The following is an 18,038-nucleotide window of genomic DNA, read 5'->3' on the forward strand; positions in this document are numbered from 1 at the left end:
ACAAAACGGTTACGCTGTCTGCGCCAGATGCGCGCCAATCTTATTCATGATCGCGTCGGCGCGTTTTACCGCATCGCTGATGTTGACGCGTACGATAGTCTTACCGGCAAAACGCTCCTCAAATTTTATCCCGATATCCCTGGTCAGAATGACGATATCGGCCTGCGCCACATCAGCGGGTGTCAGTTCATTCTCCAGACCAATGGATCCCTGCGTCTCAACTTTCACTTCCCAGCCTTTCGCTTTGGCTGCGCTTTCCAGCGCTTCAGCGGCCATATAAGTATGTGCAACACCTGAAGGACATGCTGTTACTGCAATAATTTTCGTCATGACGCCACTCCTCACTTAATTAATTTCAAAATCTAAATCCAGATCGTCTTCTTTCTCGTTGGTCTGAGAGACATTCTTCCGCGCCAGACTTTTCAGCACGTTCACACAGATAGCCGTCACCACCGCACCCACTGCCACCGCAGCGACATAACCCAGTTTGCCTTCCACCACCGGCAAAACGATCAGACCGCCCCATCCCGCGTAACACTGAGCGCCGAACAATGCCGCAGTGACCGCGCCACAGGCCGAACCCAGCATGATGGAAGGAATGACGCGCAGTGGGTCCGCGGCAGCGAAAGGAATCGCCCCTTCGGTCACGCCCACACACCCCATCACCAGCGCCGCTTTACCGGCTTCACGCTCTTCAGAGGAGAAGTTTTTACGCCCCACCAGCGTCGCCAGACCTAAGCCCAGCGGCGGCACGCAGATCCCGACCGCCGCAATGGCCACCACGGTATAAACCCCCTGAGCCACGCAAATCAGCATGAAGGCGTAGGCCACTTTGTTGATCGGGCCGCCCATGTCAAAGGCCAGCATCAGCCCCATAATCACTGCCAACACCACGATGCTGCCCTGCTGCATGCCTTGCAGCCACTGGGTCAGACTGGCGGTCAGCGCACCAACGGGTTCGCCCAGTCCCCACATCATGATGCCCGCCGTAATAAAGGTCCCGATGACAGGAATCACGAAGATGGGCATTACAGAACGCAATACCTTATGGACCGGAATCTTTTTCAGATAGTGCACGACAATACCGCCGATAATCCCGGCAATCAGTGCCCCGAAGAACCCGGCGCCGAAGCTATTACCTACCCAGGCACCAATCGCACACGGCGCCAGCGCGGACCGTTCCGCAATGGAATAACCAATGTACGCCGCGAGGAAAGGCACCATCAGCGTCAGCCCGGCCACGCCGATATCAAATAGCTTTTTGAGATTCGGATCGGTCGCGGCATCAGGCACTGCGCCTTTGCCATACAGCATGACGGAGACCGCCAGTAATATGCCGCCCGCAACCACAAAGGGGATCATATGCGACACCCCCGTCATCAGATGCTGACGGGTATTTTTCAGGATTTGTACCAACTCATTCATAAGTCGCTCCCGGGCAGGTGTTTGCCCATGTCCATAACGTTGTTGTGGCAAACAATAGGCAATCCGCAAGGTCGCAGACAGTGGATAAAAAGGCCATTTACTGGATTTTTGTAATGTCAGTACAAAAATGCGATCCGCTTCATAAGTTGAAGGATAAGAGAACTCACGGACACCGCGAGGACTTGTGAACTGTCTCCCACTTTTCGCCTTACATTACATTTGTCCAGTTTTTGGCAGAATTGTCACATGGCAGCGAACAAGCAAGGCCTCTTATGCTGTAGGCAGAAAACCGTTATGGGAGAGAGGCAATGGCCCTGATTGTGGAATTTACCTGTGAGCTGCCCAATGGCGTCCATGCGCGCCCGGCAAGCCATGTTGAGACCCTGTGTAACACCTTTACTTCACATATTGAGTGGCACAATCTGCGAACCGATCGTAAGGGCAACGCCAAGAGCGCGCTGGCGTTGATTGGCACGGATACGCTGGCTGGCGACCACTGCCAGTTGCTGATTACCGGAGCGGATGAAGCCGATGCCCATCAGCGCCTGAGCCTGTGGCTGCGCGACGAGTTCCCCCACTGCGATGCCCCGCTGGCAGAAGCCAGCAACAGCGAATTAGAACCACTACCGGTTTCACTCACTCACCTGAACCCGCAGCTTTTCCGCGCCCGTAGCGTTTGCAGCGGCAGCGCGGGGGGCACTCTGACCCTTCTCTCTTCGCTTGATCTCAACGCGCTCGGCGAACTCCCCGTGGCAGGCGATGTGGAAAGCGAGCAGTCGGCGCTGGATCGCGGCTTAACGCTGCTGGTGAAAAACATTGCGTTTCGTTTGCTCGACAGCGACGGCGCCACCAGCGCGATTCTCGAAGCCCACCGCTCGCTGGCAGGTGATACCTCTTTGCGTCAGCATTTGCTGGCAGGTGTTTCTCGCGGCTTAAGCTGCGCGCAGGCGATTGTCGACAGCGCCAACCATTTCTGCGATGAGTTTGCCCGTTCCAGCAGCAGCTATTTGCAGGAACGCGCGCTGGACGTGCGCGACGTTTGCTTCCAGTTACTGCAACACATCTACGGTGAAAAGCGCTTTCCGGCACCGGGAAAACTGACCCAGCCCACCATTTGTATGGCGGATGAGTTGACGCCCAGCCAGTTCCTGGAACTGGACAAAACGTTCCTCAAAGGGCTGCTGTTGAAAAGCGGCGGTACCACTTCACACACCGTGATTCTTGCTCGTTCATTCAACATCCCCACTCTGGTCGGCGTCGCAATTGACGCCTTAACCCCGTGGCTGCAGCAAGAAGTTTATATCGACGGCAATGCAGGAGCGGTGGTGGTCGCGCCTGACGAACCTGTCAGCCGCTACTATCAGCAGGAAGCCCGTGTGCACAAGGCGCTGCGCGAGCAACAGCGCGTCTGGCTGACCCAGGAAGCACGCACGGCTGATGGCATCCGTATGGAAGTTGCCGCCAACATCGCTCACTCCGTGGAAGCGCAGGCGGCATTTGGCAACGGCGCGGAGGCCGTTGGCCTGTTCCGCACCGAAATGCTGTATATGGACCGGCTCAGCGCCCCGGGCGAGAACGAGCTGTACAACATTTTTTGCCAGGCGCTGGAATCCGCACAGGGGCGCAGCATTATTGTGCGCACGATGGATATCGGCGGCGACAAACCCGTTGATTACCTGAATATTCCTGCTGAAGCCAACCCTTTCCTCGGCTATCGCGCCGTGCGTATCTATGAAGAGTATGCCGCGCTGTTTACCACTCAGCTCCGGTCGATCCTGCGCGCATCAGCGCACGGAAGCCTGAAAATTATGATCCCGATGATCTCTTCAATGGAAGAGATCCTGTGGGTGAAAGAGAAACTGGCGGAAGCCAAACAGCAGCTTCGCAATGAACAGATCCCGTTTGATGAGAAGATCCCACTCGGCATTATGCTGGAAGTCCCTTCAGTGATGTTCATCATCGACCAGTGTTGCGAAGAGATTGATTTCTTTAGTATTGGCAGCAATGACCTGACGCAATACCTGCTGGCCGTTGACCGCGATAACGCCAAAGTCACCCGCCATTACAACAGCCTGAACCCGGCCTTCCTGCGCGCGCTGGATTTCGCGGTGCAGGCGGCACATCGTCAGGGGAAATGGATTGGCCTGTGTGGCGAGCTCGGGGCAAAAGGTTCCGTTCTGCCATTGCTGGTCGGGTTGGGGCTGGATGAAATCAGCATGAGCGCCCCCTCTATTCCTGCCGCTAAAGCGCGAATGGCGCAACTCGACAGTCGCGCCTGCCGACAATTGCTGAATCAGGCGATGGCCTGTCGTACGTCGCTGGAAGTGGAGCATCTGCTGGCGCAGTTCCGCATGACGCAGCAGGATTCCCCGCTGGTCACCGCCCAGTGCATCACCCTCGACAGCGACTGGCGCAGCAAAGAAGAGGTGATTAAAGGGATGACCGACAACCTGCTGCTCGCCAGCCGTTGCCGCTATCCCCGCAAACTGGAAGCTGATCTCTGGGCTCGCGAGGCGGTGTTCTCCACCGGACTGGGCTTCAGCTTCGCCATTCCCCACAGCAAATCTGAACATATTGAGCAGTCCACCATCAGCGTGGCACGCCTGAAAGCGCCTGTTCGCTGGGGAGATGACGAGGCGCAGTTCATCATCATGCTAACGCTCAACAAACACGCTGCGGGGGACCAGCACATGCGTATCTTCTCGCGCCTGGCCCGTCGCATTATGCACGAAGAATTTCGCAATGCGCTGGTGAATGCCGCGTCTGCCGACGCGATTGCCAGCCTGCTGCAACATGAGCTTGAACTTTAAGAGGAAGCAAAATGGAACTGTATCTGGATAGCGCCAATGTGGCGGAAGTCGAACGTCTGGCCCGCATCTTCCCTATCGCCGGGGTGACGACCAACCCGAGTATTATCGCGGCAAGCAAAGAATCCATCTGGGAAGTTCTGCCACGTCTGCAAAAGGTGATTGGCGAAAACGGCGTTCTGTTTGCCCAGACCATGAGTCGCGATGCGCAGGGAATGGTGAACGAAGCAAAACGTCTGAACAATACCGTGCCAGGAATTGTGGTGAAAATCCCGGTGACCTCTGAAGGACTGGTCGCCATCAGGCAGTTGAAAAAAGAGGGTATAGTCACCCTGGGTACTGCCGTGTACAGCGCCTCTCAGGGACTGCTTGCCGCGCTGGCGGGAGCAAAATATGTCGCGCCTTACGTCAACCGCGTAGATGCCCAGGGCGGAGACGGTATCCGCACCGTTCAGGAATTACAGACGCTACTGGAACAACACGCGCCAGACAGCAAAGTGCTGGCCGCCAGTTTTAAAACCCCGCGCCAGGCGCTGGATTGTCTGCTGGTGGGCTGTGAAGCAATCACCCTTCCTTTAGATGTAGCGCAACAAATGCTCGATACCCCTGCGGTAGAGTCAGCTGTTGAGAAGTTTGAACAAGACTGGAAAAACGCATTCGGTAACATCAACCTGTGAGGGAAATAAAGTATGGATCGCATTATTCAATCACCTGGTAAGTACATCCAGGGTGCAGATGTCATCACTCGTCTTGGCGAATACCTCAAGCCGCTGGCTGAACGTTGGCTGGTTGTCGGCGACAAATTTGTTCTCGGTTTCGCTCAGGGCGAACTGGAAAAAAGCTTTAAAAACGCGGGACTGGCGCTGGAAGTCGCGCCGTTTGGCGGTGAATGCTCGCAAAACGAGATCGATCGTTTGCGCAGCGTGGCGGAAAACGCACAGTGTGGCGCAGTACTCGGCATCGGCGGCGGTAAAACGCTGGATACCGCCAAAGCCCTTGCCCACTTTATGAACCTGCCTGTGGCGATCGCCCCGACCATCGCCTCAACCGATGCGCCCTGCAGCGCTCTTTCCGTTATCTACACCGATGCCGGGGAATTTGACCGTTATCTGCTGCTACCACACAACCCGCATATGGTTATCGTCGACACCAAAATCGTTGCCGGCGCTCCGGCGCGTCTGTTAGCCGCAGGAATTGGTGATGCGCTGGCAACCTGGTTTGAAGCGCGCGCCTGCTCACGCAGCGGCGCGATCACTATGGCGGGCGGCAAATGCACTCAGGCGGCGCTGGCGCTGGCTGAACTGTGCTACAACACGCTGCTCGAAGAGGGTGAAAAAGCGATGCTCGCCGCCGAACAGCACGTCGTGACCCCGGCGCTTGAGCGCGTGATTGAGGCCAACACCTATCTGAGCGGCGTCGGCTTTGAAAGCGGCGGTCTGGCTGCCGCGCACGCGGTTCACAACGGCCTGACGGCGATCCCGGATGCGCACCACTATTATCACGGTGAAAAAGTGGCCTTTGGTACGCTGACGCAGCTGATTCTGGAAAACGCGCCGGTTGAAGAGATTGAGACCGTCGCCGCACTGTGCCATTCCGTCGGTCTGCCGATTACGCTGGCGCAACTGGATATCAAACAGGATATCCCGGCGAAGATGCGTATTGTGGCAGAAGCCTCCTGCGCGGAAGGCGAAACCATTCACAACATGCCTGGCGGCGCAACGCCGGATCAGGTTTATGCAGCACTGTTGGTTGCCGACCAGTACGGCCAGCGCTATCTGCAAGAGTGGGAATAACACGCTCCACACTCCCGGCGTCGCCGGGAGTGTTTCTTATCTCATCAGGCCTGTTTGACCGCCTGCACCTCACGCTTTTTCCGGCTGACAATAGCCAGCGCCATAACGATCAGCACAATTCCCCCACCCTCAACGGGACCGGGGTTTTCGCCAAGCAGCCACCAGGAAAACAACACGCTACAGACCGGCACCGCCAGGGTGCTTAAGCTGGCGATACTGGCAGGCAAATTCTTCAGGACAAACAGCCACAAACTCCAGGCCAGCGCCGTCGCCAGAATCGCGCTATATCCCAGCGCCCAGAGGACCACCGGCTGCCAGTCAACTTCCCGCTGCGGCACCAGCCAGGCCACCGCACTCATCACCAGCGCGGCATACACCATCTGCCAGGCCGTTAACGACAGCAAATCGACGCGTGGATGGCGGGTATACAGACGTTTAGCGACAATGGCGCTTGCTCCCCAACTCACCCCGGAGAGGATCGCCAACAGGGCGCTCTTCAATGTTGATAAATTCAGTTGCCACGGTTGCAGCACCAGCAATAGCCCCATTGCAGCAATGGCGATCGCCGCATATTGCAGGCGTCGCAACCGCTCGCCCAAAAAGAGCGCCGCCAGAATGACGACCCAGAACGGCATGGTGTAGGTCAGAATCGCGACTTTCCCCGCCCCGCCGCTGACCAGCGCCCACTGGCCAAAGCCAATCATCCCGCAGGTCTGCAACAGCGCAATCGCCAGCGTAAACCGAAACGGCGTCGGGCGCAGGCCACGGCCGCGCAAAAGGAGGACGAGGAATAAAATTAAGGCTCCGAAGATACAGCGTAATGCAGTGAAGTCGAACGCGCCGATATAGCTCGTGACCTGCTTCATAAAAATCCAGCTATAGCTCCAGATAAGGGTAAGCAAGATAAGACCACCGATTGCCAGTGGATTGCCCTTTCCTGAGACAGACATGTTAGATCCAGTAGATTGACGTTTCCTGCGGACACTATACCCCTACAAATACACTTCAGCGACTGCAAGCAGTCGCTGAAGTGGGGTCAGATTACGTCAGAATTGAGCTTACTGCAGGTCGAAACGGTCCAGGTTCATCACTTTCACCCATGCCGCGACAAAGTCCTTCACGAACTTCACGTGCGCATCGCTGCCGGCATACACTTCCGCCAGAGCACGCAGCACCGCATGAGAGCCAAAGACCAGATCGGCACGGGAAGCGGTGTATTTCACTTCACCTGTCTGACGATCGCGACCTTCAAACTGTTCGTTTGACTCATCAACCGGTTTCCATTCGTTGCGCATATCCAGTAGGTTGACGAAGAAGTCATTGCTGAGTACACCCGGACGATCGGTAAAGACACCGTGTTTACTGCCGTCGTAGTTCGCGCCGAGAACGCGCAGCCCCCCCACCAGCACGGTCATTTCTGGTGCGGTCAGGGTCAACTGCTGCGCTTTATCGATCAGCAGAGACTCTGTTGTCGCCACGCCAGGTTCACCGCGATAGTTACGGAACCCATCGGCGATCGGTTTGAGGAGTTCAAACATTTCAATATCTGTCTGATCCTGACGCGCATCCACACGACCTGGCGTAAACGGTACATGAATGCTGACACCTGCGGCACTGGCGGCTTTCTCAACCCCCACGACACCGGCAAGAACAATGATATCGGCCAGCGACGCTTTACCCGAGTCACGCTGGATTTTCTCCAGAACCGGCAGCGCACGCGTAGCGATCGCATTGACATCCCAGCCGCGCTGCGGCGCCAATGCCAGACGCGCACCGTTCGCCCCGCCACGTTTATCCCCCCCGCGGAAGGTCGACGCAGACGCCCACGCAACGGACACCAGTTCACCGACAGAGAGACCGGAATCAGCAATGGCAGACTTCAGGCTCAGGATATCTTCTTCTGTTGGATTGAAGGTGGGTTGCGGCAGCGGATCCTGCCAAATCAGATCTTCTTTTGGCACTTCCGGTCCAATGTAACGCGCTTTCGGCCCCATATCACGGTGGGTCAGTTTGAACCACGCACGAGCAAAGGCTTCGTTAAACGCCTGCGGATCGTTCAGGAAACGACGGGAAATTTTTTCGAATTCCGGATCAAAACGCAGCGTCAGGTCGGTGACCAGCATCGTCGGCTTGCGTTTTTTCGACGGTTCGAACGGATCAGGAATGATTTCCGGTGCATCAACCGCTTCAAACTGGATGGCACCCGCCGGGCTGCGCGTCTGTACCCACTCATATTTGAACAGGTTCTCGAAGAAGTAGTTACTCCACTGGGTTGGGGTTTGCGTCCAGACCACTTCCAGTCCGGATGTAATCGCATCCGCGCCCACGCCGCTGCCAAAATCACTTTTCCAGCCTAAACCCTGGTTTTCGATCGGCGCCACTTCCGGGTCCGGGCCGACGTGCGTTGCCGGGCCTGCGCCGTGGGTTTTACCCAACGTGTGACCGCCTGCAATCAACGCAACGGTTTCTTCATCGTTCATCCCCATGTTGCCAAAGGTTGCACGAATCGCTGAGGCCGCAGAAAGCGGTTCACCGCTGGCGTTAGGGCCTTCCGGGTTAACATAGATCAGCCCCATTTCGGTGGCGGCTAAAGGACGTTTAGCCAGTTCTTCCGGGTCACGGTGGGCAAGCCACGTTTTCTCATCACCCCAGTTTACATCCAGATCGGGTTCCCAGACGTCCTCACGACCCGCACCGAAACCAAAGGTACGGAAGCCGGAATTTTCCAGCGCGACGTTACCCGCCAGAATAAACAGGTCGGCCCAGGAAATTTTTTGCCCGTATTTTTGCTTGATTGGCCACAGCAGGCGACGCGCCTTGTCCAGGCTCACGTTATCCGGCCAGGAGTTCAGTGGAGCAAAACGCTGTTGTCCGCGACCTGCACCGCCGCGTCCGTCAACGGAACGATAGGTACCTGCCCCGTGCCAGGCCATACGAATAAACAGACCGGCATAGGTTCCCCAGTCAGCAGGCCACCACGGTTGAGATTCGGTGAGAAGCGCTCTGAGATCGCCTTTCAGGGCGGAATAATCTAATTTGCTGAATTCTTTGCGGTAGTCGAAATCTTCACCCAGCGGGTTTGAGCGATTGGAATGTTGATTTAAAAGGTCGACGCGGAGCTGGTTAGGCCACCAGTCACGGCTGGTTGTTCCTGCTCCAGCGCTCTGGTCATGGCCGCCCTGGTGAAAAGGACATTTTCCGGCGGACGTCGGGTTATGGATATCGTCTGGCGTGCTCATCTATATGCTCCCTTTACAGTGTTGACATTACGATATACACCTACAGGGATAAGATATAGTCGAAATAATCCACAGATTCGATAGCCGATACCTTTTATATTTTTAGTTACAGAGATGTAGATCAAAATGAGGTGTAAAAAAGCCCTCCGGGGAGGGCCGAGGCAGTTTAGATACCGGGTCTGACACCCAGCGTGTGGCAAATCGCGTAACTCATTTCCGCACGGTTAAGTGTATAAAAATGAAAATCTTTTACCCCTTCCCGACTTAAAATTTTCACCATATCCATGGCGATATTTGCCCCCACCAGCTTACGGGTTTCCGCATCATCATCGAGGCCGTTAAACATTTGTGACATCCACGCCGGAATGCGCACATTGGTCATATCGGCAAACTTCTTCGCCTGCTTAAAGTTTGAGACCGGAAGAATACCAGGAATGATTTCCACGTCGATACCCGCAGAGACGCAGCGGTCACGAAAACGCAGGTAGCTTTCGACGTCAAAGAAAAATTGGGTAATGGCGCGGTTCGCCCCGGCATCCACTTTACGCTTCAGGTTAAGCAGATCCGCCTGCGCGCTTTTCGCTTCCGGATGCACTTCCGGGTAAGCGGCGACAGAGATATCAAAGTCGGCCACCTCTTTCAGCAGGCTCACCAGGTCGGCTGCATACATATCCGGCTTACCGCTGCCTGCCGGCAGATCGCCGCGCAGCGCGACAATGTGACGGATTCCGTTGTTCCAGTAGTCCTGCGCGATGGTGCGCAGTTCATCGCGGGTCGCATCAATACAGGTCAGGTGCGGTGCGGCTTCCAGACCGGTGCGATCTTTAATCCCTTTGATGATGCTGTGCGTGCGGTCGCGTTCGCCAGAGTTGGCCCCGTAAGTTACCGAAACAAACTTCGGCTTCAGACTGCTCAGGCGATCGATGGAATTCCACAGGGTTTGCTCCATTTCACTGGTGCGCGGCGGGAAAAACTCGAACGAAACGTTAATCTGACCCTGGACTTCCGCCAGACTCTGATTCAGGGCTTCCCGCTGGTTGGCGTGAAAAAAGCTCATACCTTACCTCATCAATCGCTTGTCATTATATGTTGTGTTGTGAACATCTATCCGTTTAGACGTCCAGATGTAAAAATGACGGAAAAGCGTGATGGCGTCAACTGAAAAATCAGCGTTAATGGTGAGGAAATGTCAGTGAAGATGAAAAAAATTCACGTTAGCCCTGCAGAGGGCATGACGCTTTTCAGCCATTCTAAGCGCAACGCGTTCTCCGGCAGCATCACCAGCCCTGCCTGGACGCTGAGTTCACCGTCGCTCAAGGGGCAAAAAAACACACCCTCACGCAGAATGACGGCAAAGGAAGCCGGAAGCAAGCTCAGGCCATCGCCATGCGCAATTCGCGCCAGCAGAACGTCATGCTCGAGTGGTTCTTCAAGACAGGTGGGGGCGTAACCCACGCGCTGAAAGCGCGCCCGCGTAGCGTCAAAGAAGGCCGGATTTCGTTCCCGGCTGAACCAGAACAGCGGCCGGTGGTTAAGCTCTCCCAGGGAGAGGGAGGCTCCACCCGCCTCTGGCCAGATAGCGGGTAACGCGGCAATGAGCGGCTCGTGCCAGTCGAGCGGCGTGACGGCAAGTCCGGCGGTCTCCAGCGGCAATGCCACCACAGCCGCATCCAGTTTTCCGCGACGCACCAGGCGAACCAGGTCGGGCGAGCTTTGGCGTACAAGACGCAGAGTTTCAATACGGGTATTCAGTTGCGTCTCCAGCGCGGCAAAAACGCCCTGCTCAAACGCCGTCGTCAGCCCCAGGCGCAGCGACTGCGCACCGTTTAGCGCAAGCTGACTCAGGGCTGCATAAGTTTTATCCTGCTGTTCCAGCAGCGGACGCACGATTTCCAGCACGCGCAGCCCTTCATTCGTCAGCGTCAGACCTTTGGTATGACGGACAAACAGCGTCACCCCCAGACGTTCTTCAAGCTGGCGTATATGACGGCTGAGCGGCGGTTGCGACATAAACAGTCGCAGGGCCGCCCGGCTCATGTTGTTCTCTTCGGCCACCACGGCAAAGTAGCGCAGCAGCCGAATATCCAGAGAGTGCAGAGGCGGTGTTGTCATACCGAAAAGGTATCACGGAAACGGTATTATCCAAATCATTCCGCCCACCCTATCCTCACGTCATACATTGCACAGACGAGGAAGATTTCATGCATTCAGAACGCTTTATTACCGGACAGGACATGCTACAGCAGGTTGATGGCAAAGGCGGCGACGCCGTCGTCGAAAGCCTGAAGGACATTGCTCCGGACTTTGCCCGCTATCTGATTGAGTTCCCTTTTGGCGACATTTATTCCCGGCCCGGGCTGGATTTACGCAGCCGGGAAATCGCCACCGTCGCCGCCCTGACCGCGCTGGGTAACGCCACGCCGCAACTGAAGGTACACATTGCCGCCGCGCTGCACGTCGGGTTATCGCAGGAGGAGATTATCGAGGTCATGATGCAGATGGCGGTGTATGCCGGTTTCCCGGCGGCGCTGAACGGGCTATTCGCCGCAAAAGAGGTCTTTGCCGGTCGGTAACGTACCGGACAGGATGCTGAGGCATCTTATCCGGCCTTGATTACGCCCGAACCGTAGGCCGGATAAGCGCAGCGCCATCCGGCAAAAAACTACAGCAGTTGCGCCAGACGGTTGATATCCGACTGGATCGCGCCGGCGGTGACGTCACGCCCGGCACCGGGCCCGCGGATCACTAACGGGTTATCGCGATACCAGCGGCTTTCGATGGCGAAGACGTTATCGCACGGCAGCAGCGCTGCCAGCGGATGCTCCGGGCGAACCGCTTCCACGCCGACACGCGCTTTGCCGTTGGCGTCGAAACGCGCCACATAGCGCAGCACCAGCCCCATTTCGCGGGCCGCTTCCAGACGCTGCACCATCTGATCGTTCAGCTCATCGCCATTCTCAAAGAAGTGGTCGATTGAGCCTTCTTCACAGTGCGCGGGAACCAGAGACTCAACGCGAACCTGATCCGGCTCGATGTCGTAGCCTGCTTCACGCGCCAGAATCACCAGCTTGCGCATCACATCTTTACCCGACAGGTCAACGCGCGGATCCGGCTCGGTCAGCCCTTGTTGCCAGGCCTGATCCACCAGATCGGTGAACGGCACGGAACCATCAAACTGCAGGAACAGCCAGGACAGCGTGCCGGAGAAGATCCCGCTGATCGACAAAATGGTGTCGCCGCTGTCGATCAGATCGCGCACGGTATGGTTGATCGGCAACCCTGCGCCGACGGTCGCGTTATACAGCCAGTGACGCCCGGTCTTATCAAACGCGTCATGGATCTGACGATACTTATTGCTGGTGCTCGCGCCGGCCAGTTTGTTCGCACTTATCACGTGGAAACCGTGGCTGGCGAAGTCGAGATATTGATCGGCGAGCTGTTCGCTTGCCGTCACATCCAGAACCACCAGATCGTCATACGGATGCGCGCGCATCCACAGAAACAGCGACTCTTCATCTTGTTCAATGGCTTCATCATTGAAGAACGCCAGCGCCCGGCTGGCATCCAGCCCTTCGTAGTTCAGCAGGCTGCGGCGGCTATCCACGACCCCGGCCAGCACAAATTCAAATCCGGTACGCGCTGAGAGCGTGCTCTGTTCGCGGGCAAACAGTTCAAGCCAGCGGGAACCAATATTGCCTTTGCCGAAGAGTACGAGGCCGATGCGTTTCTCTGCCCGGAAAATAGACTGGTGCAGGCCCTGAATCAGACTCTCCGTCGGGCCGGTACGCAGAACGGCGACCAGGCTAATCCCCTCTTCCGACTGCCAGGTAAATTCCACCGGCTGTCCTTTCAACTGCTGCCAGAAACGGTGGCAGTGCAGTGGGTTACGCGTGACACCCGCTCCTACCATCGCCACCAGCGCCAGCCCCTGACGCAATCGCAGTTCACCCGGCAGACCCGCTTCATCGAGGATTCGCAGGGCGCTGTCGGCCACTTCCGAGGTGTAGCAGAACTGCAGCAGGTGACGATCGGTATGGACGCCAACCGCCAACGGACGCACCTGCGCACGCTTGAGGACCTGGTCGATATCTTTATGCGCCTGTTTAAAGTCCTGGCTGGCAGGAACCTGAAACTCAATCAGGCAAACGTCGTCATGGCTGGTCACGATACGCGCGCCGGTTCCGGAAGCCAATACACGCTCAATGCGCGTGGAGCCTTGATCCGGCGTATAACTACAGCGCAACTGGAGATCGATATCGCTGCCGGAAACCGGCTGCAGCGTACGGGCGTGCAGAACCGGTGCCGCCAGACGCGCCAGCTCGCTGGCTTCATCCAGGCGCAGCAGCGGCAGCAGACAGGCATCTTTGACTTTACGCGGGTCAGCGCTGTACACCCCGGCCACATCGCTCCAGATGGTGACACGGGAAACGCCCGCCAGCGCGCCAATCTGCGTGGCGGAGTAGTCAGAACCATTACGGCCCAGCAGTACCGTTTCACCCGCATTACTACGGCTGATAAAACCGGTTACGACCAGACGTTTTTGGGGATGCTGGATCAGCAGTTGCTGCAATAACGGGTAGGAAAGCCCTTCATCCACCTGCGGCTGCGCGGCACGCTCGGCACGTAAAAATTCACGCGCATCCAGCCAGGCCGACTCCATGCCCTGCTGGTTGAGCACAGCCGACATCAGACGCGCTGACCACACTTCACCGTGGCCCACGACTTCCGCATAAACGGCGTCATTCACCCCGCTGTCCAGCAGATTGGCCAGACGCTCCAGATCGCTGATAAACAGGCTGATTAATGCCTCCGCCACGTCGGCGGGAAGCAGGCCACTAATCAGTTCACACTGATAACGACGCAGGGTCTGTTGCACCTGATGCGCAGAGAGGCGATCGGTCTGACTTAATTTCAGCCAACTGATCAGTTGGTTGGTCGTACTACCCGCGGCGGAAACCACCATCATGTCGTCAGGCTGTGAATATTCCGCCATGATGCCCGCGACGCGCAGATAACACTTCACGTCAGCCAGACTACTACCACCAAATTTGTGCAGTTGACGACCCTTCGCCCCTGCCTGCGCAATCACACTCATGTTTACCCCTTGTTTGCAGCCCGGAAGCCATTTTCCAGGTCGGCAATTAAATCTTCGCCATCTTCAATACCCGTGGAGATACGCAGCAGCGTCTCGGAGATCCCGGCGGCGGCACGCGCTTCTGGCGCCATGCCGGCATGCGTCATCGTTGCGGCGTGAGAGATTAAGCTTTCCACTCCCCCTAAAGATTCCGCCAGCGTAAACAACGACAGCCCACTCAGGAAACGACGCAGCGTCTGCTCATCGCCATCCAGTTCAAAACTCAACATTGCGCCAAAGCCTTTCTGCTGACGCGCGGCAATGTCATGCCCCTGATTTTCCGGCAGCGACGGGTGATACAGCTTTTTCACCAGCGGCTGGGTTTGCAGGTAATCGACGATTGCCTGTGCATTACGCTGCGCCACTTCCATGCGCGGCGACAGCGTACGCAGCCCGCGCAGCAGCAGGTAGCTGTCAAACGCGCTGCCGGTCACACCGATATTATTCGCCCACCATGCCAGTTCGGTGACGATTTCCGGATCTTTGGCTATCACCACGCCCGCCACGACGTCAGAGTGACCATTCAGATATTTCGTGCATGAATGCAACACCAGATCGGCGCCCAATGCCAGCGGATTTTGCAGCGCCGGGCTTAAAAAAGTGTTATCGACAACGCTGACGGCTCCGGCTTCACGCGCCAGTTGACAGATTTTCGCAATATCCACCACGCGTAACAGCGGATTACTCGGGCTTTCCACCAGCACCAGTTTAGGTTTTTCGGCCAGCGCAGCCTGCAATGCCTGCTCATCACCCTGATCGACAAAGCGCACGCGATAGCACCCGCGTTTAGCCAGACTGTCAAACAGGCGGTAGCTGCCGCCGTAGCAGTCATGTGGCGCAACCAACAGATCGCCAGGCTTCAGGAACACGGTTGTCACCAGATGGATCGCCGACATGCCGGTATTGGTCAGCACCGCACCCGCACCGCCTTCCAGTTCGGCCAGCGCACGCTGGACCACATCGCGCGTGGGGTTGCCGCGACGGGAGTAGTCATGAGCGCGAGGCTCATTAAAACCGGTAAAATTATAGGTGCTGGAAAGGTGGATCGGCGGAACGACGCAACCGTACTGCTCGTCGTCATTTAACCCGCTACGCACTGCGATGGTGGCCTGTTTACGCGTCATGTTAGGGTGTTCCTGAGCTGAGTCGATGAAAAGTCAGGCTTCAGAGTAAACAGGTTCACAATAGACGTCAATACATCTGGACATCTAAACTTCTTTGCGTATAGATTGAGCAAACCGGAAATAGCCGTTAAAATTATCTGCATTAGCGCACAACTACAGGTGCTTAATCCGTGTCACGGTATCGCCTGTACGGTAAACTATGCGGATTACGGCGAGTAGCCACACTAATAGTATGGCCTTGCCCCATATTAATGACGAAGAGGATTAAGGTATCTCATGGCTGAATGGAGCGGCGAATATATCAGCCCATACGCTGAGCACGGTAAGAAGAGTGAGCAAGTAAAGAAAATTACGGTTTCCATTCCTCTGAAGGTGTTAAAAATCCTCACCGATGAACGCACACGTCGTCAGGTGAACAACCTGCGTCACGCCACCAACAGCGAGCTGCTGTGTGAAGCGTTTCTGCATGCCTTTACCGGGCAACCTCTGCCAAACGATGCCGATCTGCGTAAAGAGCGCAGCGACGAAATCCCGGAAGCGGCGAAAGAAATTATGCGTGAATTGGGGATCGACCCGGAGACGTGGGAATATTGATGCAGAGAAGAGCGGCACGAGTGCTGCTCTTCTTAATTGTGTAACAAGGATGTTATGCCATGAATCGCGGTTTACTTATTTTCAGTCTTCTGGTTGCGACTCCCGTTTTTGCCTGGGAACCGCAAACTGGCGACATTATCTTTCAGGTTTCTCGCTCATCCCAAAGTAAAGCTATCCAACTGGCAACTCACTCGAACTACAGCCATACCGGCATGGTAGTCATACGTAACAGCAAACCATATGTCTTTGAAGCAGTTGGCCCAGTGGTCTATACCCCGTTACAGAACTGGATTTCGCACGGCGAGGACGGCAAGTATATCGTCAGGCGAGTCAACGGGGGGCTTTCATCACAGCAGCAGCAAAAGCTGGCGCAGATAGCAAAACGTTATCTCGGCAAACCTTACGATCTGGCTTTTTCATGGAGTGATGAGCGCCAGTACTGCTCGGAAGTGGTGTGGAAGGTCTATCAAAAAGCGTTAGGCATGCGCATCGGCAAACTGCAAAAGCTAAAAGAGTTCGATCTCTATCAACCTGCAGTGCAAATTAAACTCAAAGAGCGCTACGGGAAAAATATTCCACTGAATGAGACGGTCATCTCCCCACAGGCGGTTTTTGATGCTCCACAATTGGAAACCGTTGCCAGAGAGTGGTCTCTTTTTTCCTGGTAAAAGGATATTATCAGAGTAACAACTCACTCCAGTATCCTATTATCCGTTGCATGCCAGTGTGTTGAACTGGTCAGTCGTTACCCATTTTCATTGACAATGGGCATTGAGTTTCAGATTTATTTGTATCCAATCCGTTGACTGGGGAAGGGTATTTTCTTATATACTCAATCGCCAGAATTTCCGCTTGTTCAATTTCATCTTTTTTCATTCTACTTGCTATCAATCTTCGAGAGTCATTAGCTTTTTTAATGCCATTATAATATGATACTGAGAACCATGCATAAGATTGTTGAGTATTCATTTCAACCTCATCAGCTCCATTTTCATATAGCAGTCCTAAATTATTTTGAGCAACTGCATACCCCTGACACGCAGAACTTTTTAACAATTCCAATGCCTTAAATTTATCGACAGGAAGATTCCCCAGCCCTTGGGAATAAAATAATGCGAGTGAATTTTTCGCACTCATCGAGCCTAAATCCACCGCTTTACGGTACCACTCTGCTGCTTTTACATCATCCTGTTCAACACCTAAGCCATAATGATAAAGATGTCCTAAATTATATAAAGCAACCGTGTTTTTTTTATCCGCTGCCATAAGAAAAAATCTTCTTGCCTTTACATAATCTACCCCTCCACCCTGCCCACTCATATACAGGAAACCCAGATTTACCTGTGCATCGGCACTACCCTGCATAGCAGCTTTAGTATAAAAACGCCTGGCCTGAAGTAAATCTTTGGTTACACCGAAACCTTTTTCATAAAAAAGACCTATATTATACAAAGCTGGTATAGAACCTTGTGCCGCTGCCTTTTCATACCAATAAATAGCTTGCTCATAGTTTTTATCGACGCCTAAACCTTGGCCGTAAGAAAATCCAAGGTCATCTTGAGCTTCTTTGTTACCTTTTTCTGCCATTGCTATTAAATTATTAATCCTCCAATTTTTCTTATTCTCGTTAAATTGTTTAGATACTAACGTTAGTAACATAATAACAACACATACCAGTACTCCAAAAACAACAATACTCACGCCATATTTTTTCATCTACTGACCTTCACCTGCCTAATACGACACATTATATTCTGCCATTGCTTCATTTGTATCATTCCCTCAATCATCAAATTCTGCGCGCTACTAAACCCGTCCGTTAATGTCAGTCAGCGCCAGCGTCACGCGGTCCGCTTTATTCTTATTTTGCTTCATGCAGCCAGTGCAGTGTGATAGCATGATAAGCCCTCGTAAACCGGACA

The 18,038-nt window shown here is 54.9% G+C and carries 15 protein-coding genes; 6 read left to right on the forward strand and 9 right to left on the reverse strand.

Annotated features, from left to right (window positions below; genetic code table 11):
• Positions 1-9: 9 nt before the first annotated feature.
• Both QNN88_RS19480 and QNN88_RS19485 read right to left on the reverse strand, forming a co-directional pair.
• Positions 10-330 carry a PTS fructose-like transporter subunit IIB gene (locus QNN88_RS19480; protein WP_414241664.1) on the reverse strand — a complete coding sequence of 107 codons (321 nt, stop codon included), beginning with the start codon at positions 328-330 and terminating at the stop codon, positions 10-12.
• Between the two features lie 15 nt (positions 331-345).
• Positions 346-1,425 (reverse strand): PTS fructose transporter subunit EIIC, encoded by a 1,080-nt coding sequence (locus QNN88_RS19485; protein WP_414241665.1) that lies wholly within the window; start codon positions 1,423-1,425, stop codon positions 346-348.
• Positions 1,426-1,733: 308 nt separating this feature from the next.
• Here QNN88_RS19485 and ptsP point away from each other — a divergent pair, with 308 nt between their 5' ends.
• From ptsP to gldA, 3 genes are read left to right on the forward strand one after another with little or no spacing between them, the layout of a single operon-like run.
• On the forward strand, positions 1,734-4,235 hold the full coding sequence (gene ptsP / locus QNN88_RS19490) for a phosphoenolpyruvate--protein phosphotransferase (protein WP_414241666.1): 2,502 nt from the start codon (positions 1,734-1,736) through the stop codon (positions 4,233-4,235).
• A gap of 11 nt (positions 4,236-4,246) precedes the next feature.
• Positions 4,247-4,909 (forward strand): fructose-6-phosphate aldolase, encoded by a 663-nt coding sequence (gene fsa, locus QNN88_RS19495; RefSeq protein WP_414241667.1) that lies wholly within the window; start codon positions 4,247-4,249, stop codon positions 4,907-4,909.
• A gap of 12 nt (positions 4,910-4,921) precedes the next feature.
• On the forward strand, positions 4,922-6,025 hold the full coding sequence (gldA, locus tag QNN88_RS19500) for a bifunctional L-1,2-propanediol dehydrogenase/glycerol dehydrogenase (protein ID WP_061069494.1): 1,104 nt from the start codon (positions 4,922-4,924) through the stop codon (positions 6,023-6,025).
• Positions 6,026-6,069: 44 nt separating this feature from the next.
• Here the strand turns inward: gldA and QNN88_RS19505 are convergent, their stop codons facing one another.
• From QNN88_RS19505 to QNN88_RS19520, 4 genes are all read right to left on the reverse strand, one after another.
• A complete protein-coding gene (locus QNN88_RS19505) occupies positions 6,070-6,975 on the reverse strand; it encodes a DMT family transporter (RefSeq protein ID WP_414241668.1) in 906 nt (301 codons plus the stop codon).
• 108 nt (positions 6,976-7,083) lie between these two features.
• The gene (gene katG, locus QNN88_RS19510) at positions 7,084-9,264 is read right to left on the reverse strand and encodes a catalase/peroxidase HPI (protein WP_414241669.1); all 2,181 of its coding nucleotides are present in this window, start codon (positions 9,262-9,264) and stop codon (positions 7,084-7,086) included.
• Positions 9,265-9,430: 166 nt separating this feature from the next.
• Positions 9,431-10,321 carry a methylenetetrahydrofolate reductase gene (metF, locus tag QNN88_RS19515; RefSeq protein WP_042998936.1) on the reverse strand — a complete coding sequence of 297 codons (891 nt, stop codon included), beginning with the start codon at positions 10,319-10,321 and terminating at the stop codon, positions 9,431-9,433.
• Positions 10,322-10,473: 152 nt separating this feature from the next.
• Complete coding sequence (locus QNN88_RS19520; protein ID WP_414241670.1) at positions 10,474-11,376, reverse strand: LysR family transcriptional regulator; 903 nt, start codon at positions 11,374-11,376, stop codon at positions 10,474-10,476.
• 89 nt (positions 11,377-11,465) lie between these two features.
• Between QNN88_RS19520 and QNN88_RS19525 the strand changes: the two genes are divergently transcribed.
• On the forward strand, positions 11,466-11,837 hold the full coding sequence (locus tag QNN88_RS19525; protein ID WP_414241671.1) for a carboxymuconolactone decarboxylase family protein: 372 nt from the start codon (positions 11,466-11,468) through the stop codon (positions 11,835-11,837).
• Positions 11,838-11,926: 89 nt separating this feature from the next.
• On the opposite strand, the gene metL is transcribed toward QNN88_RS19525, so the two are convergent.
• Complete coding sequence (gene metL, locus QNN88_RS19530; protein WP_414241672.1) at positions 11,927-14,359, reverse strand: bifunctional aspartate kinase/homoserine dehydrogenase II; 2,433 nt, start codon at positions 14,357-14,359, stop codon at positions 11,927-11,929.
• Positions 14,360-14,361: 2 nt separating this feature from the next.
• Positions 14,362-15,522 (reverse strand): cystathionine gamma-synthase, encoded by a 1,161-nt coding sequence (gene metB / locus QNN88_RS19535; RefSeq protein WP_044265209.1) that lies wholly within the window; start codon positions 15,520-15,522, stop codon positions 14,362-14,364.
• Between the two features lie 276 nt (positions 15,523-15,798).
• On the opposite strand from metB, the gene metJ reads away from it, so the two are divergent.
• Positions 15,799-16,116 (forward strand): met regulon transcriptional regulator MetJ, encoded by a 318-nt coding sequence (gene metJ / locus QNN88_RS19540; protein ID WP_042325599.1) that lies wholly within the window; start codon positions 15,799-15,801, stop codon positions 16,114-16,116.
• Positions 16,117-16,175: 59 nt separating this feature from the next.
• Positions 16,176-16,784, forward strand: coding sequence for a YiiX family permuted papain-like enzyme (locus tag QNN88_RS19545; RefSeq protein ID WP_414241673.1), 609 nt, complete (start codon positions 16,176-16,178; stop codon positions 16,782-16,784).
• Between the two features lie 70 nt (positions 16,785-16,854).
• Here the strand turns inward: QNN88_RS19545 and QNN88_RS19550 are convergent, their stop codons facing one another.
• Positions 16,855-17,832, reverse strand: coding sequence for a tetratricopeptide repeat protein (locus tag QNN88_RS19550; RefSeq protein WP_414241674.1), 978 nt, complete (start codon positions 17,830-17,832; stop codon positions 16,855-16,857).
• Positions 17,833-18,038: the final 206 nt, after the last annotated feature.

The organism is Citrobacter sp. ANG330 (genome assembly GCF_047467925.1).
Classification (GTDB): domain Bacteria; phylum Pseudomonadota; class Gammaproteobacteria; order Enterobacterales; family Enterobacteriaceae; genus Citrobacter_A; species Citrobacter_A amalonaticus_G.